Origin of the sequence: Moheibacter sediminis (genome assembly GCF_900176425.1) — a bacterium.
GTDB classification, from domain to species: Bacteria; Bacteroidota; Bacteroidia; order Flavobacteriales; family Weeksellaceae; genus Moheibacter; species Moheibacter sediminis.
Genome location: NZ_FWXS01000007.1, coordinates 193,079 through 214,824 on the forward strand (window position 1 = coordinate 193,079; position 21,746 = coordinate 214,824).

General features: G+C 37.0%; 14 protein-coding genes. 3 read left to right on the forward strand and 11 right to left on the reverse strand.

All coding sequences use genetic code 11. From position 1 onward, the window contains the following. Positions 1-6: 6 nt before the first annotated feature. The 10 genes from B8977_RS11480 to B8977_RS11530 form a co-directional block, all read right to left on the reverse strand. Complete coding sequence (locus B8977_RS11480; RefSeq protein WP_159447491.1) at positions 7-1,638, reverse strand: tetratricopeptide repeat protein; 1,632 nt, start codon at positions 1,636-1,638, stop codon at positions 7-9. Positions 1,639-1,803: 165 nt separating this feature from the next. Further along, positions 1,804-5,043 (reverse strand): T9SS type A sorting domain-containing protein, encoded by a 3,240-nt coding sequence (locus B8977_RS11485; RefSeq protein WP_084017861.1) that lies wholly within the window; start codon positions 5,041-5,043, stop codon positions 1,804-1,806. Between the two features lie 188 nt (positions 5,044-5,231). Next, complete coding sequence (locus B8977_RS11490) at positions 5,232-6,341, reverse strand: DNA alkylation repair protein (protein ID WP_084017862.1); 1,110 nt, start codon at positions 6,339-6,341, stop codon at positions 5,232-5,234. 55 nt (positions 6,342-6,396) lie between these two features. Beyond that, a complete protein-coding gene (locus B8977_RS11495) occupies positions 6,397-6,885 on the reverse strand; it encodes a hypothetical protein (RefSeq protein ID WP_084017863.1) in 489 nt (162 codons plus the stop codon). 61 nt (positions 6,886-6,946) lie between these two features. Further along, on the reverse strand, positions 6,947-8,173 hold the full coding sequence (locus B8977_RS11500) for a serine hydrolase domain-containing protein (protein ID WP_084017864.1): 1,227 nt from the start codon (positions 8,171-8,173) through the stop codon (positions 6,947-6,949). Between the two features lie 49 nt (positions 8,174-8,222). Beyond that, entirely contained in the window at positions 8,223-9,596 is a 1,374-nt protein-coding gene (locus B8977_RS11505; RefSeq protein ID WP_084017865.1) for a glycoside hydrolase family 28 protein, read from the reverse strand. 689 nt (positions 9,597-10,285) lie between these two features. After that, on the reverse strand, positions 10,286-11,686 hold the full coding sequence (locus B8977_RS11515) for an efflux transporter outer membrane subunit (RefSeq protein ID WP_084017867.1): 1,401 nt from the start codon (positions 11,684-11,686) through the stop codon (positions 10,286-10,288). A gap of 21 nt (positions 11,687-11,707) precedes the next feature. Further along, entirely contained in the window at positions 11,708-14,872 is a 3,165-nt protein-coding gene (locus B8977_RS11520; protein ID WP_084017868.1) for an efflux RND transporter permease subunit, read from the reverse strand. Positions 14,873-14,884: 12 nt separating this feature from the next. Then, positions 14,885-16,075, reverse strand: coding sequence for an efflux RND transporter periplasmic adaptor subunit (locus B8977_RS11525; RefSeq protein ID WP_084017869.1), 1,191 nt, complete (start codon positions 16,073-16,075; stop codon positions 14,885-14,887). Then, positions 16,076-16,558: a hypothetical protein gene (locus B8977_RS11530; RefSeq protein WP_084017870.1), complete on the reverse strand. Its 483-nt coding sequence runs from the start codon at positions 16,556-16,558 to the stop codon at positions 16,076-16,078. A 212-nt stretch (positions 16,559-16,770) separates the two neighbouring features. Between B8977_RS11530 and B8977_RS11535 the strand changes: the two genes are divergently transcribed. After that, positions 16,771-17,283 (forward strand): YceI family protein, encoded by a 513-nt coding sequence (locus B8977_RS11535; RefSeq protein WP_084017871.1) that lies wholly within the window; start codon positions 16,771-16,773, stop codon positions 17,281-17,283. An 85-nt stretch (positions 17,284-17,368) separates the two neighbouring features. On the opposite strand, the gene B8977_RS11540 is transcribed toward B8977_RS11535, so the two are convergent. After that, a complete protein-coding gene (locus tag B8977_RS11540; RefSeq protein ID WP_084017885.1) occupies positions 17,369-19,021 on the reverse strand; it encodes a BamA/TamA family outer membrane protein in 1,653 nt (550 codons plus the stop codon). 434 nt (positions 19,022-19,455) lie between these two features. On the opposite strand from B8977_RS11540, the gene B8977_RS11545 reads away from it, so the two are divergent. Together B8977_RS11545 and B8977_RS11550 are read left to right on the forward strand one after the other, a co-directional pair. Further along, positions 19,456-20,148, forward strand: a complete 693-nt coding sequence (locus B8977_RS11545) for an SDR family oxidoreductase (RefSeq protein WP_084017872.1) — start codon at positions 19,456-19,458, stop codon at positions 20,146-20,148. 150 nt (positions 20,149-20,298) lie between these two features. Beyond that, positions 20,299-21,633: a PQQ-dependent sugar dehydrogenase gene (locus tag B8977_RS11550; protein ID WP_084017873.1), complete on the forward strand. Its 1,335-nt coding sequence runs from the start codon at positions 20,299-20,301 to the stop codon at positions 21,631-21,633. Positions 21,634-21,746: the final 113 nt, after the last annotated feature.

Here is a 21,746-nt window from a genome sequence, read left to right on the forward strand (position 1 = left end):
ATTTTTTTATGCTACAAATTCATCCACTACTTTTTTATAAAAATCAAGGAGTTTTTCGTTTTCTTCTAAATTTAATTTTTTACGCAATCGGTACCTTTTGGTGTAAAGGCTTTTGATGGAAATGTTCAATTTTTTACTGATTTCTTTATTGCTCAAATTGAGGATTAAATAGGAGAGAAGCTGTTCATCTTCTTTGGTAATGGCGGGATAATTTTTGCGGATGTGGAAAAAGAATTCTTGATTCAATTCTGATGAAAGTGAATTGATTTGTTTCAGTTCATTTTGATTATTAAGTACTTCTGCAAAAGAAATTTTTAAGTCATTTATTTTTTCTTGTTTTTCTACAGTTGTCAGATTGCCTTTCATTTCAGTTTTCAAATCATCCAAAAATGTATCTATTTTAGTGACTTGATTGGCAAAAGTAATGAGGTTATTTTGACTATATTTCACTTTTTCTTTGAGCAATTCTTCTTCCAGCAATTGGTTTTTTAGTTCGATTTCAATAGCTGATTTTTCGAGTTCTGTAATGATTTTATTTTGTTCGATGCTGTCAATCTTGCGGCGATTATTTTTGATAATCAAATACGAAATTCCTCCTATAAATACAGCAATCAAGAAACTCACAATAAGAAGAAATCGGTTCATTTTAGAATCGGATTCGTATTCGTTCAACTGTAACTGATTTTCTGCAATGTTCTTTTCCAGGCTCAAAATCTGCATTTTATTGTCATTGCTTTGTTCTGCTAATTCAATAGATTTGTCGGCATATAATTTACTGTAAAGTAAAGCCTTGTTGAGATCATTTTGTTCAGTATAAAGTTTCACATATTCATCATAAATTCTAACCAGATAGTCGTTGAATTTATACTTTTCTGCAAGTTGTTCTGCTTGTTTGAGTAAAGTATGTGTCTGATTAAATTCCTTCATTTCAAAAGCAATTTTTGCCAGCATCAGAAAGCAATAAGTTTGTGCTTTTGTGTGCTTGGTTTCTGTCAAAACTTTTTGCGCTTTTTGGAAAGATTCAATGGCTTTGTCAAATTGCCGCTCATGTTTGTACCATTCACCATAATAAATAAATAAAACGCCTTCAAGTTCTTTATTTCCAATTTTCTGATTTAATTTTTCGGCTTTGGAATAAAACTCAAATCCTAGTTTTTTGAAATTATTAATTTGCGAAAGCCTGTAAACAGAGTCATCAGCTTCTTCATACAGCTGGCTGTAAATCACGCCGGTGTTGAGGTAAGATTTGATAAGGTTGACAGTATCTTTTTTCTCAGAAAAAATCTCCGAGGCTTCCTGAAGCGTTTGGATTTTTTCCTGCTTATCGTCGAGCAGGGTAGATTTGTTCATGAGTGCTGTCGCCAGCAGTTTTTTTTCATTGATTCTACGGCTGATAGTTTCTGCCTGCAGGTAGTTTTCAAAAGCTTTGAGTTTGTTGGCTTGTTGATGCCAGAAATTTCCAAGAACAATGTAAGTGTCAGCCAGGTCTTTGTCATTGTTGTTTTTCAGCGAAATTTCAATGTTTCGATTTAATTTTTCAAATACATATTCAGGTTCGAGGGAATTGTCCTCATGAATCATCTTGTTGATAGCCAATATGTCCTGATTTTTATAGAGAACTTCAATTTTTGATTTCAAAATGTTGGTGTCATTTTGGTTCGCCTGCCCCAAAATCAAATTGGAAGCAAGAAAAATTAAAATGACAATTAAAGAATTACAAACCTTCATGGGCTAAAGATAAAAAACAAAGGGCAATTGATTTTGCCCCTTGTTGTCATTTAAAATTAAACTTATTGAGAAAATTTATTTTTTGATGATTTTTTCATTGTGAACTCCTTTTGAAGTCTTTACAGAAACCAAATAAGTTCCCTTCGCCAAATGCGAAATATCAAATTTGGATGAATCATTATTTGACTGATAAATCAATTTTCCATTCAAATCATAAATCAAAATATGTTCGATAACTGCTCCATTTTGGATTGAAACATTCAAAACATTTTTAGTTGGAACCGGATAAAGTGTGATTTCATCGATGGAATTGATTTCATCCACGCTCAATCTGCAAATGTCAATGATTTCTTCCGGGCTTGAACAGCCTTCCGCATTCCCTGAAATATCATTTACTCCATTGTCAGAAAGGTATTCGCAGATATTTGTCTGGTTACAAACAACAAGATTTGGCGAATTTTTTATCCATAAAAATTCTATCTGATTGGCTGCAATATTTTCCAATCCATCCAAGTTTTGAAGCTGTGCATTGTTTTGGACATCATAGACAACCGGTTTTGCCGCAACTAAATTCTCCAAAGGATCTACATTTAAAATTAAAGGATGATTGCTCATTTGTAACCAAGAGCCAGGGCAATGAACATACGTCCCGATATCTTCTATGTTTTCGAGTCCTTGAAGACTGGTTAAGACATAATTACCATTGATCCTTAAATCACAGCCTACTTTTACCAAGCTGCTGAATGGTTGAAGACTTGTCAGTAAAGGATTACCCATGATATGGAAATTGTTTCCTACAAAAGTCAAATTTCTGAGTCCATCTACAGATACAAGATTATTGTTACCGTTGATTTGTAAACTTGTTCCTATAAATTCATCTGGTGCAGGATCATCAGCATAGTCAAGACGTACTACATTTTCTAAACCATTTAAATTGGTCAATGAATGATTTCCCTGAATGGATAATGAACCTAGGCGTGTAATGTTATGAAATGCAGAAATACTTGTCAGCATTGGGTTGTTATGGATCTGAACATACGGACCATTAAAAAGATTTATCTGGGTCAGATTGCTTAATGCTTCTATGGATTCTAATACAGGATTAGAATCAAAACGAAGTGTTCCTCCAATAGTTGTAAGATTTTCTAAACCATCAAAACTTTTCAAAGAATTATTTTCTCTTACATGTAACTGACCATATCCTAACGTGGTCAGGTTATTTAACCCTTCAAAATTTTCAAGTGAATCGTTTCCTGATATATATAGTTCTCCACTTGTGTTGTTATGTGAAATTTTTGTGATGTTATTTAACCCTTCAAGATTTATCAAATTAGGGTTAGAACTTATTGACAATGCAATTGGAATTTCAGTCAATCCTTCCAATCCTTTCAAAGAGGTTAAACTACTTCCTTGAATAAATAAGTGGCTTTTAATATTCCTCAAATTCTCCAATCCTTCCAAAGTTAAAATCGCAGGGTTATTCAGGAACTCTAAACTTTCTACGGAAGTTAAATTCTGGATACCTTCTAAACTGCCCAATCGGTCAATTACAAGTGCTCCGTCAATTTTGGTCAGGTTGCTTAAACCATTTAAACTGGGTAATGAAGTCCATTCGATTTGAAGATGCCCTGTAATTTCTGTGATGTTTTGAAAAGGTGTTAAATCATTGATGCTAGATGGTCCTGCTGTGGTATAACCTAAATATACATTGCCCGGAAGCACTGTACAATTTGGATACTGTACTAAAAAATGATCTAATTCAGCCTGATTCGTAAACGACAAATCTCCTGTTGGGCAAGTCGGTAAAATTTCTTCACATGCCTCAATTATTTCCTCCTGAGAATTACATCCTGTGGCATTTCCCAAAATAGTATAATTGCTTTCAAAAAATGATAAATAAGTACAAATGCTCAAAACATTACAGGTTGAAAGATTCTGAGAAGATTCCAAAACAACTTGATTGATGGAATTCGGATCGATATTTTCCAATCCGGCCAAACTTGTCAATTCTGTATTGGCTTGGATGATGATTGCGTGGTTATTGATGCTTTCCAGTGAACTCAATGCTTCGATACTCGTCAGCATTGGATTATCTATGATTTTCAAATCTCCTGCAATTTGGGTTAGTGAATTCAATCCTTCTAAATTTGTCAAAACATTCATGTTGATGTTTAAGTCGCCCAACACAGATTCTATATTTTCCAATGGGGTCAAGCTTTCAATGTCTGAATACCAGCCGACTATGTTTAAATCTCCATGAATCACTGTACAATTTGGATATATCGACTGAAAAATCTCCAAATCGGTCTGGGTGTTAAATGTTATATCTCCTGCCGGACATTCAGTGGGTTCTCCACAAAATGCAGTGATTTCACCTGTAGATCTACATCCTACTGCATTTTCACTAACAATTGCCATACCCCCATTATCTATAAATTCACAGATGCTCGGCACGCTGCACGTGGATAAAGATTGTGAAGAAAGAAGGTAAACTCCTGAGATAGAATTTGGATTGATATTGTCCAAACCTTCCAAAGAACTCAAAACTGAGTTCGATGAGATGTTGATATTTCCGTTGTGAATGGTGGTCAGATTACTCAGACCTGTCAAACTGTTAAGTAATGAATTTCCGGTAATCAATAGTCCGGGCTGATTCATTGCACCTGTAAATTGAGTCAATCCAGAAAACGCATCTAGATTCGTCAGGACTGCATTGTTCTCGATGACAAGTGAACCTACTTTGTTCAAGTTTTCAAGTCCGCTAAGATTCGTCAAAGCATTATTGAATCTCAATTTAAATAAATCCCCAACCGTAGTCAATCCGGAAAGTCCTTCCAAAGAAACCAAATCATCATTTTGGTTGATGTCCAAAAAATAAGTAACGGTGGTCAGATTGGAAAGTTCATCAATGTCAGTCAAATTATTATTTGAGGAAATAAGCAAAGTTTCGGTTTGAGTAATAGCCTCCAATGCTGACAATTCCGTCAGGTTATTGTTATTATTAATCCTCAACTCACCGTTGATTACAGTAATATTATGCAATCCATTTAAATTTGTAGCAGCCGTATATTCTACATGAAGTCCTTTGGTCTGAGTGATGTTTTGTAATCCATTAAAATTGGAAATGGTGCTGTTCAAGCCTTGAATTTTCAACAATCCGTCTATACTTGTACAGTTCGGATATTGTATGATGAAATTATCAACGCTTGCTTGCGTGTCGAGAAAGACATTCCCCGCAGGGCATTGCGCAAAGCTGCAACAACTTCCTATAAACAATATAGCTACATATAGCCAGTTTCGTAAAATTTGTCTCATTGTTAATGTTTTTTGATTAAAATGTTAATGAGGCAAAAATTGATTGATTTGTTCAAATTAAGGTTAAAAAAAGTTGAACATGATATAGACAGAGGTTAAGTTTTGGTGAAATTATTTCAACGAAAATTGAGCGAATTTTTGCTAAGAATTTAATTCAGCATTTCAAAAATGCTGAATTGCTTTTGGATTTATTGCCCAATAATCTCAAATTCCTCCACACATCGTTCATGTCCATTGACAATGATGGATATTTTTTGAATTCCCCCATAAAATTTTCGGGTAGTGATGATTTTGAAACTCTGTTTTCTCGATACAATCAAAATTTCATTCGAAAGTAAAATTCGTTCACTGATTTTAAAAACCTTTTTAGACCAGCTTCCATTTTGACGAAGATAATAAATTCCATATTCCAATCTTACAGGAACTGCGTTTTCTTCCTGATTCTCAATTTTAAATGAAAATTCCAGATAATCACCGATTTTGATTCTTGAATTCACTAACTCAAAATCCGAAATAAAAACTTTATCACTATTTACCAAACCATAGTGCGACATGATTTCGGTATTTCCCTGTTTTAGGAGTGTTCGGCTTCCGTGTTTGATGATAGCATCCGTTTCTTTTCCGAGACCTTTCCATTTTTTAGCGATGGAAAGTGTAACTTGAGGATTGTCCTTCGAAATATCATTGAGGCTGTTTGCAACACTTCTTCTCACATATTCAGAAGAATCATTTTTCAGGTTTTCAAGCAAAGGCAAGATAGGTGAGGGGTTTTTCTTCAACTCAGGAAGCGAGATCGCCCAAGGAAGCCTCGGGCGCGAACCTTCGCTCGCAAGTCTGCGCACATGATGATTTTCGTGTATAGACCATTCAGTCATTTTTGAAATCATTTCATTTCCATAACGGATGATGAAAGGGCGAACCGTGAATTCACAGCTTATAAACTGAGTTACAGTTTCAATCAATTTTACCGAAATTTCAAAATAATCCAAACCATATTTTTCGATGTATTCTGGAAAAAACATAAACGGAAACGAAGAATTCGTAAACGGTTTTTCCTTTATTTTTAAAATTATTTTTTGGATTAATTCCCCGGCAGCTTCAAAATCTTTAGGCATAAATTCATACAAAACCGTCGCCGTATGTTTCATCCTCGATTTCAATTCTCTTTCGTTCCAGTCATCATCAAAAATGGAACTTATGAAATTTTCTTTATCAAATCCCGGAACGGTTTCTAACAAAACATTAGAGAAATTTTCATAAAATAAAGGCGAATAAATATCTTTCAGGAGACTACTCATGGTTGGGATTTTTAAGACATCAAAAATAGATTTTTTTAATCTTTTTTGAAAGAATTTAATCCAAATCCGCAGGCTTAATTGATTTAAAATACACTTTATCACCTTCGCCGCTAGTGTAAAATTCAGGCTGCACATCGGAAGTTCTCGTATAGGTGCCATCGATGTAAACTCCATTTCCAAATCCGCATTCATCTTGGTCTTCAAGCGTTGTGATGGCCAATTCATGTGGTTTGAACTTCAATGAAAATTTACAACCCCTATCAGAATATTCATTTTTTTTATAATAAATGCCGTAACCATTTTCGAGTTTAACTTTCCCTAACAAAAGTCCCATATTGTAAGACGGCGCACCGCGATTTACATCTACATAAAAAATTGCGGAATCTTTATTTTCAGTGTAAATTGTTACCGTTCCGACGCGTCCTTTTTCGATGTCATCGCCATAACTGTAAATGCCTTGGAGGTTATCAGAGTTGATTTTCGCGGTTTTGCAGGAAACGAAAACCAATAAAATTACAGCAGAAATCCATAATATATTTTTCATAGTTTAAATTATTTGAAGTTTCGTTTTGACTTTCAAATACCACGCCTTATTTAATTATCAATTATTTAAATTTTCCCAGCAAATCCATGATTCCGTAAAAAGCATCCATCCCGGCTTTGTCAGTAACATTGGTATTGACAAGCAAAATCCTCCCGATATTTTCCTCCGGATTGAAAAACATTATAGAAGTTACGCCCGGATCGCCTCCCGTATGACCGATGTTTCCCATATAGCTGTAGCCCGCAAATACACCCACATTGTAAGCTTCGCTGTAAGGATTTCTTTCATTTCTATCAATGAAATTGTCAGCATTTAATTGCGGTTCAAAATAGATATCATATCCTTTTTTAGACAAGATTCTTCCTTTTCCATTGTAGCCTTTGATCAGTTCAGAAAGAAATTTCCCCAAATCATGTACAGAAGTGATAAATCCACCGTCCGGATAAGTAATCATGTCGTAATGCGCCACCGGAGTCATAGGATTTTCATACAAAGTCGAAAAATTCTGATAGTTGATTTGCTCAAATTTCCATCCCGAATCATTCATCTTCAAAGGATCGAGTATATATTCTTTTGTAAATTCATCAAAAGATTTTCCCGTTGCATGCTCCACGATGAAAGCCGCAAGTGTCGTCGCCATATTGGAATATTCATAGATTTCACCCGGTTTATGTTGCAGGAAACTGTGCTCATTGTACCATTTCCCATCTGCCGTCAGCATGTCTTTTAGAAAAGATTCCATCGAAGCTTTAGCTTCTTCAGTATTTAAGATTTGTTCTTCGTCGATGACAGTTTTCAATCCGTCCAAATTCTGACCGGGTTTGACGAAATAATTTTTAGAAAGATAAAATTCATTGTCGCCGATGGAAGAAGTATGCGTCACCAGATGTCTGATAGTGATTTTTTCGTCAGGGAAATTAGGATTTACAACCTCGAAAGGAAGGTATTTTCCGATTGCATCATCCAGATTCAGCTTTCCTAACTCTTGGGCTTTTACAACTGCAATTCCTACAAACAGTTTCGAAACCGAAGCGATATTTTGTATCGCATGTGGTGTATATTTTTTTCCATTAGAAATATCAGCAAACCCAAATCCGTTTTCATACAAAACTCCATTCTCATCTACTATAGCTACACCAAATCCCGCAAATGATTTTTGTTGGTAAATGCTGTCCAATGCCAGATCCAACGAATCTTTTTTAGGAGAATTAACTTTCCCCATAGATTGATGATTTTTCGCGCAGGAAATTACAAATAAAAGAAAAAGTAAAACAACCGAATTTTTCATGAAATGGATTTATTATCAAATATAAATATTCCTACTGTTCTCAATTTAATTACTTCACAGAGCTGGGGATTGTGATTTCTGTTCCGACGCTCACGTCATTCAAGACAATATTTTCAGCATTCGTCAGACTCAAAGCAGTTCCGGCGCAAGAATCTATCTTTACATTCTTCATCCTTACATTATTTACCTTTTTCGTCGGAAAACCTTGGATAATGATTCCGCCTAATTTGGCGTGTTTAACTTTGATGTTTTCGAAATTGATGTTGTTGATGTCCGTCTCAAATCCTTTTCCTTCGCCTTTGTAATAAGAAGTGATGAAAATTGCATCCAATACCGTATCAAACTCCACATCGTTTACATACACATTACGGATAAATCCACCACGGTTAGGATTTGATTTCAGATAGATTCCCCTTTTGCAATAACCGCCATAAGTACAATTTTCCACAAAAACATTCTGTACACCGGCAGACATTTCGCTCCCGATTACCAAACCATGAAGCCCCTTGAATCTGCTATTTCTGATGATAATGTTCTCCGAAGTCATTGCTGTATTTCTTCCTTCCAAATCCCTTCCGGCTTTGATGGCCACATTGTCATCGGCATTGTCGAACTCGATGTTTTCTATCAAAACATTTTTCGAATATTCAGGGTCGAAACCATCATTGTTTTTATTGTGCGAATTAAACTTAACTTTCCTTGCAGTAATATTTTCAGACTTTAAAAAGTGAACGCACCAGAAAGGTGAATTGGCAATGGTCACGTTTTCAATTAGGATGTTTTTACACTCGTAAAACTGAATCATTTGTGGACGTAAATAATATCCTTCTCCAAAGTTTCTGTCTTTTAGAGGTGTATTTTCATGGTTCATTTTACGGGTTAATTCCTGTGCTGGTTTTTGCTGGTCGTACCATAAACTGAAACCGTCTTTTCCATTTCCATCGATGGTTCCTTCGCCGATAATGGCGATGTTTTCTGCCTGGTAAGCATAAATTAACGGGCTGTAATTATTGATGAACGTACCTTCCCAGCTAGTTGGGACAAGCGGTAAATAATCTTTTGAATTGGTTCCGAAAATGATTTTAGCGCCTTTTTGAATGTCTAAAGTTGTATTGCTAAGGAGATGAATTGGCCCGTTGACGATATAAACACCCGGTGTGACGATGATTCTTCCGCCGTTTTTTTCTTTAGAAATAGCGAGTGCTTTGTCAAATGCCACTTTATTATCAGTAATTGAATCACCTATTCCGCCGAAATCGGTAATTAATAATTCATTTTTGGAAATTTCGGGAGGGTTTATGTTTTTTAAGATGGATTCTATTTTTTCAGTTCTTGATAGTTCTTGTTTTTTGGTTTCATTTGTTTGTTTGCAGGAGATGATCATTAAGGCAAGAACCAGAAATAAACTGTGAAATTTGTTCATCTATAAAGGATTTGTATTGAAAATTTGATTTTGGATAAAGATAAAGATTAATTTTTTGCTGAGAGACCGGAGCGAGTAAGATAGGAGTGAGGGGTGTATTAATTTAAGTTTACCAATGTTTTGTAGAAGTGCTAAAAATACCAAGATATTGGTATGTTTTGGTAGGGAATAATGCGCCTATATTTGAAACCATAAAGCTAATAGCTTTTCATAGGTTTAGGTTGGTTAAGGTTAGCACCTCATTTCACAAGAATGAGGTGTTACTTTTTTAAGATACTTTGACAACCCATTCCTACCGAACCCTTGAATAAAACGTTTCGTTTTGGTTAAGGGTTTTTGTTTGGGGTGCTGTGGTGGTGTGTTTTTGTGTCATTATTTGGGAAAGGGTTTCGGGAGTTGTTTTTGTTTTAGCCATTAAGAAATTAAGGGGTTTTAAGAGGAAGTGTTGAAGTGAATATTTGTTGTCCGGGAGTGGTGCTGATAGGCTTGGATTTTTAACCATAAAGTGGACGAGGTTTTTCTCAAAGTTCACAAAAACCCCTACCCAAAAGGGAAATTAGTGGTATTGTTAAATTATCAGCATGACGACAATTTTAAAATAAAAAGGCGGCTCTGAAATCAGAACCGCCTTTCACTTAACCTAAAAAACTATGAAAATCAAGGAAGACTCTGGTGAATCTAACCCATTATTATTTCCATCCTCCGCCGACTGCTTTGTACAGCTGGACGATGGCGTTTAATCTTCCATATTGGGTATTGATGACACTCAACTGTGCATTTAATGCGTTTTCACGTGCAGTCAATACTTCTAAATAATTTGCCATACCATAGATTTGTAGTTCTTCCGAAAAAGTAATCGCATCGTTGTAGGCTTCGAATTCGTCTTGTTTCAGTTTGATTTTTTCATCATTTGTCTGGAATGTGTACATGGCATCTGAAACTTCTTTGCTGGCATTGAGGATGGTCTTTTTGTAATTTAAAAGCGCTGTTTCCTGTTGGGCCTTGCTCACTTCATACTGTGTTCTGATCTGTCTTCCGTTTAAAATCGGCTGAGCCAATGAAGCCACTACACTGCCGAAAAGGGAATGTGCGTCGAACAATCTGTCAAATTCAATTCCCTGAAGTCCACCGCTCGCCGTCAAACGAATTGCCGGATAGAAATTACTTTTTGCCACGTTTGTCAATTCAAATGAATTTATCAAAGCATACTCAGCCGCCATCACGTCAGGACGGTTGCTCAATAACTGAATCGGCACACCGGTTTTCATGTCGGCATTTACTACTTGTGTGTTTAAAGTTCCGCGTTCGATTGTCTGTGGACTTTCTCCCAACAAAATGCTGAATGAATTTTCCATCAGTTTGATGTTGTTGTCAATGTCCAATAACAATGCTTTTGCGTTGAGCAATTGTGCTTCGGTTTGTTTTACCGCCACTTCGGTTACGTTACCTGCATCTTTTAAAAGTTTAGTGGTCTCCAAACTGTTTTCACGGTTGGTAATGGTTTCTTCCGTGATTCTCTTTTGTTCATCCAAAGCCAACAATTGGTAATAAGTCGAAGCGATGGAAGCTACCAATTCAGATTTTACTGCCTGGTGTGCTGAAACCGACTGTAAATAACTCGCTACAAATGCGCGTTGATTACTTCTGATTTTTCCCCAGATATCTGCTTCCCAAGATAAGCTTCCTGATAATTCATATTGGTTCAGGAATTGTCTTTGCCCGATAAGTGCTCCAAATTGCGTATTCATCGATTGTGTGGAATGTGTATAACTCGCATTTCCGGTAATTGTCGGGAAGTATGCCGCTTTTCCTTGTTTCACGTAAGCTTGTGCCGCTTCGATATTTTGTAAAGCTATGCGGATGTCGAGGTTGTTGCTCAATCCTTTTTCGATGTGCGCAGCAAGTTTCTGGTCGGTGAAAATTTCTTTCCATGAAACATTTGCCATGCTCAAACTATCTTGTGACAACTGGTCTGTTCGGTACAATTTTTCATTGACCACTTGTTCCGGACGGTTGTAATCTTTGGCTACAAAACAAGACTGGAGAAATAAGGCTAAACCTAAAATTCCTATGTATTTTATATTTTTCATTGTCAAATTAATTCAAATTAATTAATGCGTTACAGAACTTGTGGAACTGTTGTCCGTTGCCTGGTTGTCAAATTTTACAGGTTTGATTTTTTCCTGTAACCATTGGAAAATTACATACAATACCGGAATGTTGAACAAACCGATGATGGTACCGATTAACAATCCAAATGCTGCACCTGTAGCAATCGAACGGTTACCTACATACCCCGCACCTGTAGCAAATACCAATGGCATCAATCCTAAAATGAATGCAAATGATGTCATCAAAATCGGACGAAGTCTTGCTTTTGCAGCGTTCAATGCTGAAGCGGCGATGGTTTCGCCATGTCTTCTGCGCTGGACGGCAAATTCCACAATCAAAATCGCGTTTTTGGCGAGCAATCCGACCAACATGATGAGCGCAATCTGGAAGTAAATGTTGTTTTCCAATCCAAATAATTTCTGTGCCCAATAGGCGCCCATGATACCACCCGGAAGTGATAAAATAACGGACAAAGGCAACAGATAACTTTCATACTGTGCAGAAAGGATGAAATAAACGAAGATAATACACAAAACAAATATCAATAATGTCTGTGAACCTGCGTTGATCTCTTCACGGCTCAAACCTGTAAAGTCAATTCCGTAACTTGATGAAAGATTGGCTTCGCTCACTTCCTGTACCGCACGCAACGCATCACCTGAGCTATAACCAGGATTGCTTGCACCTGTAATATTGGCAGAACTAAATAAGTTGAAACGATCCACAGACTGCGGTCCATAAACTTTTTTCAAGGATACAAACTGTGTAATCGGAGTCATCAAACCTGAACTAGTTCTCACAAAAATTGAATTTAAATCTTGTTCAGAAGCGCGGTCTTCCGGTAAAGCCTGAATCATCACGCGGTATTGTTTCCCATAACGTGTAAAGTCAGCCGCATAAATTCCTCCGATATAACCCTGCAATGCAGAGAAGATATCACTTACGGAAACGCCTGATTGTTTTGCACGCGGGATATTTAATTCAATTTCATATTGAGCATAATTGGTGTTGAATGAAGTTTGCGCGTATTGGATTTCTGGTCGCTGCATCAGCGCTCCTAAATATTCCTGAGTTGCTTTGTCAAAATCGGCAAAACTTCCACCTGATTTGTCCAATAATTTTAATTCAAACCCTGAAGACATACCATATCCCGGGATACTCGGAGGCGAGAAGAAAATCATTTTGGCATCAGGCATAGATGCGCCAATTCCAAATAATTGTCCTACGACTGCATCGGTAGAAAGGTCTTCTGTCGGGCGTTCTTTGAATGGTTTTAAACGAATCAACGCGATACCATAGTTAGAACCCTGACCTGAAATAAAGCTGAATCCGGAAACCAAAGTGATGGCTTCAACACCCGGAATCTGAGAAGCTTTTTTCTCGAATTCTTTCTGCACCTGAACCACACGGTCAGATGAAGCACCCGGAGGGAGTTCAACGTTACCCATGATAAATCCACGGTCTTCGTTTGGAACGAATCCTGAAGGCATCGATTTGTTGGCAAAAAATACCAAAACCAAACATGAAGCAAGGATTGCAAATGTGATCCATTTGTGTCTCAATAAAAATCCAAAGCTCTTGGTATATCTGCGTGTCATCGCGTCAAATCCATTGTTGAAATATTGGAAGAATCTTTGAACGAAATTCTTTTTCTTTCCGTGCTCATCTACGTGAGGTTTCAGGAACAAGGCACACAATGCCGGGCTCAAAGTCAATGCGTTTACTGCTGAAATGAAAATCGCTACAATCAACGTAATACCAAACTGCTGGTAGAAAACCCCGGTGGGACCTTGTATAAATGTTACCGGAATAAATACCGCTGCCATAACGAGCGTGATGGAAATAATCGCTCCCGAAATTTCATTCATCGTGCTTACAGCTGCCTGTTTACCCGATTCGTGGGTTTTTTCCATTTTGGCATGGACTGCCTCGACGACGACAATGGCGTCATCCACCACAATACCGATGGCGAGTACCAATGCAAATAATGTCAATAAGTTGATGGAGAATCCAAACAAATTCAGGAAGAAAAATGTACCGATGATCGAAACCGGAACGGCTATCAACGGAACCAATGTTGACCTAAAATCCTGTAAGAATATATAAACCACGATAAATACCAGGATGAATGCTTCAATCAAAGTCGTTACCACTTTGGAAACCGACGCCTCTAAGAATTCATTGGTATCAAACATGATGGTGTAATGCATTCCTTCCGGTAATTTGGTTTCGATTACATCTAATTCTGTTTTGATATTTTCGATGATTTCCTGTGCATTTGAACCTGGTGTCTGGTAAACTACCATTGCCGAAGCCGGTTTTCCATTTAATCTTGAAACACCTGTGTATGCCTGCGCACCCATTTCTATTTTGGCGACATCTTTTAAGTAAAGAATCTGCCCGTTGTTCATGGATTTGATGACAATATTTTCATATTGGTCTTCAGTTCTGTATTTACCGCTGTAACGGATTACATACTGAAATGCCTCCGCATTATTTTCTCCTAATTGTCCTGCGGCAGCCTCCAAACTTTGTTCGTTCAAAGCCGCTGTAATGTCCGACGGAACCAACCCGTAACTTGACATTTTCGCAGGATCCAACCAAACACGCATGGAATAATTTCTCGCACCAAATACACTCGCATCACCGACACCATTGATCCTCTTTAACTCAGGAACGACATTGATATTCATGTAATTTTGGATGTAAGTCTGGTCGTATTTGTCATTTTCAGAATAAAATGAAACGAACATCAAGGCGCTGGTTTGCTGTTTCTGGGTAATTACCCCTGAACGCGTAACTTCAGCAGGAAGAAGCGCATTTGCTCTGGCAACACGATTTTGAACGTTTACCGCCGCGATGTCCGGATCAACTCCTGCTTTGAAAATTACGTTGATGGTTGCTGTACCATTGTTGGTTGCCGTAGAAGAAATATAATCCATTCCTTCCACACCATTTACCTGTTCCTCAATAGGAATTACCACACTTTCCAAAACGGTCTGTGCATTTGCTCCCGGATAAGAAGCGGAAATCTGAACCGTTGCCGGTGCGATTTCAGGATATTGCGTTACGGGAAGCACGGTCAGACCGAGGATACCCATAATTACGATTATAATTGAAATAACCGTTGATAGGACGGGTCTTTCTATAAATGTCTTTAACATGATTTTTTTCGATTAAAATGTGGTTTGGATTGAATCAATAATTGCGTCGATAGTTGTTGGCTGAGCCTTGATTGGAGCTTTGTTTTTCAATTTCCCAACTCCTTGCGCTGCAATTTTATCTCCTTTTTTCAATCCTGATTTTACAATCGCCATTTTGTTTACGCTTGCTTCCACTTCGATAATTGTCGAATAAACTGTGTCATTCTGAACTTTGTAAGTATATATAACACGTTGCTGCTCGTAAGTTGAAGCTTCGGGAATTACCAACACATCTTTGTATTCTTTAGGAATTCTGATGGTTCCGCTGTTTCCGTTGCTCAGCAATCTTTCTTTATTTGGAAATGAAATTCTGAACTGAATTGTTCCCGTTTGAGGATTGATTTGTCCTGTAACTGTTTGGATTTTTCCTTTTTCAGAATAAACCTGGTCATTTGCCAAAACCAATTCTACTTCCGGCATATTTTTTAGTTTTTCCGAAACATTTTTACCTTCAGCACCTGAAAGGAAATCCAAATATTCTCTTTCATTCATAGAGAAATAAGCGTAAACTTCACCAACTTCAGAAACCGTCGTGATAGGCGTCTGGTCAGATGGTCCTACCAAGCTTCCTTCGCGGAAATTGATTGCACCTACGACACCTGTAATTGGACTTCTCACTACCCCAAAATCCATATTGGCCTGAACTCCGGCGTAATTGGCTTTGGATTGTTGGTAAGCAGCTCTTGCTTGTTCCAATTGTCCCTGCGCCATTGCCAGATTGGCTTTCGCAGTTTCCAATTGAACATTGGAGATGATTTTTTTATCTACAAGTGGAATTAATCTATCAACTTCCACTTTGGCAGCATTTACCGAAGCCTGCGCTGCATTGATGTTGGCTTGCGCTGCATTGATTCCTGATTTTGCTGCATTTGCATCTTGAGCCTGAACATTCGTTTCCAATTTGAAAAGCGGCTGTCCTTTAGTCACCACTTGTCCTTCATCTACATATACTTGTGTTATATAACCAGAGATTTTTGCTCTTACATCATTGTTTACTTTTCCTTCGATATTCACGGGAAAAGACTGGTAACCAGTAACGTCTTTGGTTCCTACTTCGATTACAGGTATAGTGGGTGGGGGTGGTGCTTGTTGGGGTTGGTCTTTTCCGCATGATGTCAATAAAGTCAGCGTGAGCAGCGAAAGTATTATCGATGTCGTTTTCATTTATATATTTTGATTTAATTGTTCTAATTTTTCTACAGTTTCACTCATTTGGGCAATGCATTTATTTAAATGTTCAGAATAAATTTGGGAGCCTTTGAGGTGAAGCTCATTTATTTCTACTGAATTATCTTCACGGTAACATTTGTATTTTTCTGAAAGGTATTTTTCTCTCAAAAGAAATGTGTGAATTTTTTTCAACCTGAGGATGATGTGTTCAGGAGAAATCCTGTACAGCCTTTTTCTTTGGTCGATTTTGGTAAATTGTTCGATGTGTTTGTGTTGCGAAAGAAGATGCAAACTATTGGAAACTGAACTTTTGCTTACATTGAAAACTTCAACTAGCTCATCAAAAGTTTTACCTTCCCGCTTACAATCCATCAACAAATAGGCATAGATCTTTGCCGCCAAAGGAGCAAGCCCGTAAGCTTCTATATAATGTGCAGCAAACTCTTCGATTAATTCTTTTTTGGATTCGTTTATCAAATTCTTAATTTTTTGGGCAAATTTATAGTTTGTTCGGTAAATACGAAACAAAAAGAATTAATTTAACATTTATTTAATTTTTTAGTAATGGTTTTGAATTTAAGTTTCTGTAAATTAGCTATTTAATTGGATTTTGAATTTCTTATCATACGTCAATATCCAGTCGATTAATTCAAAATAGATTTGCCTTATAATTTTAAAAACAAAACATTATGTCAACAAAATGGAATTTAGATAAAAGTCACTCAGAAGTCCAATTCAAAGTAAAACACATGGTAATTTCCACAGTTTCAGGAGAATTTTTAGATTTTGATGCATCTGCAGAATCTCAGGATGACAATTTCGGAAATCCTAGTTTTGAATTTACAGCAAACATTGATTCCATCAATACAAAAAATCCCCAGCGCGATGAACATTTGAAAAGCGATGATTTCTTTAATGCAAGCGAATTTCCAACTTTAACATTCAAAGGAAGTGAGTTGAACGGAGATAAATTGAATGGAGAAATTACCATCAAAGGCACTACAAAACCGGTTTCTTTAGACGCAAATTTCGGAGGCGTAATCACCGATCCTTATGGACACCAAAGAGCGGGATTTGAATTTGAAGGAGAAATCAACCGCAAAGATTTCGGATTGAATTGGAGTGCAACGACTGAAACGGGCGGATTGGTAGTTGCAGATAAAGTAAAATTAATCGTAAATTTGGAGCTCATAAAGCAATAAGCACAAATAGCTAATTACACAATTTCCACCTTGTCTCTCGTTTGGGGCAAGGTTTTTTTGTTGCGAATTTCGAACTTCGTATTATCTAAAATCGGGTAAGTATCCCAAAATGAATTTTAGAATTCCTGAAATCAAAATTGGTATCGGATTGTTTCCCAACGGCATAACTCAAATTGAAAACGCCTAATTGCGTGAGAAATGAAATCCCAACGCCGACGCCGAGCAGGTTTTCGTTGATGAGCGTGGCTTTGTTTTCTACAAAAGCATAATCGCCAAATGCGGAGACGTAAAATCCGTCATTGGGCATGAAACGGTATTCCAAGCTAGTAATTCCATAAGCTGAAGCGGTGATGCTTTCTTCGTTAAACCCGCGTACGCTTCCAAATCCACCAATTCTGTAGAGTTCATTTTCCGAATAAAAATCGCTGTTGCTGAAAAGTCCATATCCTTCAACCTGTGCTTTGATTAAATGTTTTGGATAAAGGGTAAAAATCCGGAAAGCTTTGATGCCGACTTCGTATTGTTGCGCATCCGTCGTTATAATTTCGGAAGTGGCAGCATCTTTTTCCTGACCTTTTCTTTTGAGTGTTTTCCCTAAAAGATAAAGCGCGGTACGACCTTCCAGCAATCTGTTTTTTGTAGGAAGCATATATTCATAGCTCAAACCAATTCCGCTCTTGTTGAAATCATCATATAAACTGGCAATTTCAGGATAATCATCTAAAACGAAATTGGAACTTTCATAGCTGAGATTGAGACCGATATTGGAATTTTGCGTGATTTGGTAAAACAATCTTTCTTCAAGCTTAGTGTTTACAAACACGCTGTCTTTTCTGTATAAATTAAAATCAGTCTGCGTTCCAATCGCAGATTTAAACAAATATGGAACACGTACACTCAGGTCAAGCGTTGTACTTTTGTCAGCCGTAGCAATCCAATTGAGACGGATTTGTTCCATGCTGTTGAAATTGTTGTTGAGTTCGATTTTTACATTTCCATTGAATCTGAAATCTCCGTTTTGGTCGTTTCCAAATCCTAAAATTCCATCAAACAGATTTGATTTTACTTTTTTTACATAAAGATAAATAGTTGTAGAATCCGTATTGAAAAGTGTTTGAGGGCTGCGGATTTCTTCAATGAAATTATTGAACTGCATTTTCTCGGCAATTCCTTTCAGTTCAACTTCGTTGTAAATTTTACCTTTTTTCAATCCTAATCCGTGTCTGATATAGCCTTGGGATAATTTTTCATATCCTTCCACTTTCACTCCGTCAATGGTGCGCGAAGCAAATAATTCCAAATGCAGGCTCACTTGCGCTTCTCCGTTTCGAAATCCCTCCGATTGTATATTGATTTTGGAAAATGGATAACCTTGCGCTGCATATTTTGTTGTAATGGTTTTTACAAGGGAATCCAAGTTATTAACTGGAAACCAATCGACTTTCTGCGCAAAAAGCGAATCACCTTTTACCCATATTTTTTTGTACATTTTTCCTTTGTTCAGGTAAACATTTTTATCTTTCAGGGAATCCAAAGTAACTGTGAAATAGCCAATTGTTTTGAGTGAATCGAGTGTTTTTACAATTGCTGAATCGTTGGGGAGTTTTCTTTCAAAATCAGGTTCATATTGTTTAGATTCATTTTTGAAATCATAAAAATGATACAAAGAATCCTTTTTCTCTTGTCCGAAAACAAAAGAAAATAAGAGCAACAATAATAAAGCCTGAATGAATTTCACTTCTTTAGAACGAAAAAATTTGGAACAAATTACAGTATAAATTTCGAAATTGATATTGCGCAATTATTTTATGACGGTGATTTCTCCTGTTGAAATAATTTGTCAGTGCAATTCTATACTCATCAAATTGTCTGTTTAAAACCTTTGTTATTTAAATTCAAATTTTTTTACAAATTTGGTACATCTGATTAAAAGAATCAAACATTTTTATTTCTTAAATGAGAATTATCATTCTCAGAGTGAGTAATACACTTCCCTGGATTAGCAGTAAAAAAAAAATATTTATAAAGTAATAGTATTCAGTGTTTTAATTCATTTCATCAAGCCAATAATTTCATTTCCATACACAGAACGTCCATCTTCCATCTTCCAACCTCAATAATTATAATTAAATTTACCAACATAAAATTTCACGCGCTCAAAAGCGGAAAACCATGAACAAAAACATCATCATCACAGGCGCGAGCCGCGGAATCGGAAGAGAATTAGCCAAAATCCATTTACTTAATGGAAACAACGTTCTGGCAATCTCCCGAAACGCAGAAAAATTAGAAGAGCTCAAAATGTTCGAAAACAATTCTCAATTCCGTTTCCTTTCTCTGGATTTAGCAGATTACAATAGCTTAAATCAAATTACACAGGCGATTCAAGATTGGAATAAGGTTGATGTTTTGTACAACAACGCCGGCTTATTGGTTAACAAACCCTTCGCTGAAATCACAGAATCCGACATCGATTATTCTATCGACGTCAACTACAAAGGACCCTTTCGTTTAATTCAATTAATTCTCGACAAAACAGATTTTAATTCCCACATCGTTAACATTACCACCATGGGCGCAGTACAAGGGTCGCTCAAATTTCCGGGATTAGGAGTTTATTCGTCATCGAAAGCGGGATTGGTAACCCTGACTGAACTCCTCGCACAAGAATTTAACGAAAACCAACCACGTATCAACTGCATCGCACTTGGTGCTGTCCAAACCGAAATGCTCGAAGAAGCCTTTCCGGGATACATCGCACCCATCTCCGCAGAAGAAACCGCCGAATATCTTTATAATTTCGGATTAAATGGCCATCGTTACCAAAACGGTAAAGTCATTCAACTTTCTACAACCACACCCTGATATTTATCATAACTGAATCATAAAATGTTTATCTTTAGACTTTGAAAAGGCTTTTTATGAAATGAGCCATAACACATAACAATTAAGTTGTTGTCAACCGGGTGTTATTGGCTGATTCCATCTGACCTTTAATTAATTAAATATAAACAGATGAAAAAAATTTACTTCTCGATAGCTGTGGCTATCCTTTCTTTAACAGCAACCGCCCAGGAATTTGAACTTCAGCAGTTCGCAACAGGATTTACTTCTCCAATAGGAATTACTAATGCAGGTGATGACAGATTATTCGTTGTCCAACAAGGTGGACAAATCAGAATCATTAATGCAGACGGAACCATCAATCAAACTCCATTCTTAAACATAAGTTCCATCATCAGCAGTGGAGGAGAGCGCGGTTTGCTTGGTTTGGCATTTGACCCGGATTATGCAAGCAACGGAAGATTTTTTGTAAATTATACCAATCCAAGCGGAGATACAGTAATAGCCCGATACGAAGTAAGTGACAATCCCGACGTAGCAGAAACAACTGGAACTGTAATCTTAACCATTGATCAGCCTTTTGCAAATCACAACGGAGGAGATATCCATTTTGGACCAGACGGATATCTTTGGATTTCGATGGGTGACGGTGGAAGTGGAGGAGATCCGCAGCAACACGGACAAAATATCAATTCACTGCTAGGAAAAATGCTGCGTATAGATGTAAGCGGAACAACTTATACATCTCCGGCAGATAATCCTTTTGTAGGCGCCGAGGGATCCGATGAAATTTGGTCTTACGGTTTGAGAAATGCCTGGAGATTCTCATTTGACCGAGAAACGGGTGATGTTTGGATTGCCGATGTTGGTCAAAATGCTATCGAAGAAATCAACCATGAACCATCTAACACCGCAGGTTTGAATTACGGTTGGAGATGTTACGAAGGAAACAACACGTATGACACATCAGGTTGCGCCGCACAAGAAACAATGACTTTTCCGGTAGCTACTTATAATCATTCAGGTGGGAGATGTTCGATTACCGGAGGTTATGTTTACAGAGGGGTATCATATCCAAATTTAACAGGGAAATATTTCTTTGCAGATTACTGTTCAGGAGAAATAGGATGGGTTGATGGCGACCACAATTTAGAGTTCTTGACAGATACAAATTATTTCATTCCTGCTTTTGGTGAATCTGCCAACGGAGAGCTTTATGTAGCAGGAAATAGCGCCATATATAAAATAGTGGGAGAGGAAATGAGCGTAAACGATTTAGACAAAACCAATATTTCCGTTTATCCAAATCCGGTTATGAATCAATTAAACATTCAAAGTAACAAACCTGTAAATGAAGTTAGTATTTATAATATAGAAGGGAAGCTCCTCACATCCTTTACGCTAAATACAGATAAAATCGATTTTTCTAATTACGCAAAAGGTGTTTACCTAGTAACAGTAACCACAGGAAAAGTCACCAAAACTCAGAAAGTAATCAAAAATTAAAACACTACCTATATATAATTTAATAAAGTTGTTTCGATTTTATCTTTAGAGTGTTGTTTTTGTCGGGAGATTAGGTTAACAGTTATAAATTTTCGCATTGGGTGTGGTGCTGT

Excerpts from the sequence above, each read along its gene's own strand:
- B8977_RS11485 (WP_084017861.1), bottom strand. The coding sequence starts at position 5,043 with ATGAGACAAATTTTACGAAACTGGCTATATGTAGCTATATTGTTTATA.
- B8977_RS11490 (WP_084017862.1), bottom strand. The coding sequence starts at position 6,341 with ATGAGTAGTCTCCTGAAAGATATTTATTCGCCTTTATTTTATGAAAAT.
- B8977_RS11495 (WP_084017863.1), bottom strand. The coding sequence starts at position 6,885 with ATGAAAAATATATTATGGATTTCTGCTGTAATTTTATTGGTTTTCGTT.
- B8977_RS11500 (WP_084017864.1), bottom strand. The coding sequence starts at position 8,173 with ATGAAAAATTCGGTTGTTTTACTTTTTCTTTTATTTGTAATTTCCTGC.
- B8977_RS11505 (WP_084017865.1), bottom strand. The coding sequence starts at position 9,596 with ATGAACAAATTTCACAGTTTATTTCTGGTTCTTGCCTTAATGATCATC.
- B8977_RS11515 (WP_084017867.1), bottom strand. The coding sequence starts at position 11,686 with ATGAAAAATATAAAATACATAGGAATTTTAGGTTTAGCCTTATTTCTC.
- B8977_RS11520 (WP_084017868.1), bottom strand. The coding sequence starts at position 14,872 with ATGTTAAAGACATTTATAGAAAGACCCGTCCTATCAACGGTTATTTCA.
- B8977_RS11525 (WP_084017869.1), bottom strand. The coding sequence starts at position 16,075 with ATGAAAACGACATCGATAATACTTTCGCTGCTCACGCTGACTTTATTG.
- B8977_RS11535 (WP_084017871.1), top strand. The coding sequence starts at position 16,771 with ATGTCAACAAAATGGAATTTAGATAAAAGTCACTCAGAAGTCCAATTC.
- B8977_RS11545 (WP_084017872.1), top strand. The coding sequence starts at position 19,456 with ATGAACAAAAACATCATCATCACAGGCGCGAGCCGCGGAATCGGAAGA.
- B8977_RS11550 (WP_084017873.1), top strand. The coding sequence starts at position 20,299 with ATGAAAAAAATTTACTTCTCGATAGCTGTGGCTATCCTTTCTTTAACA.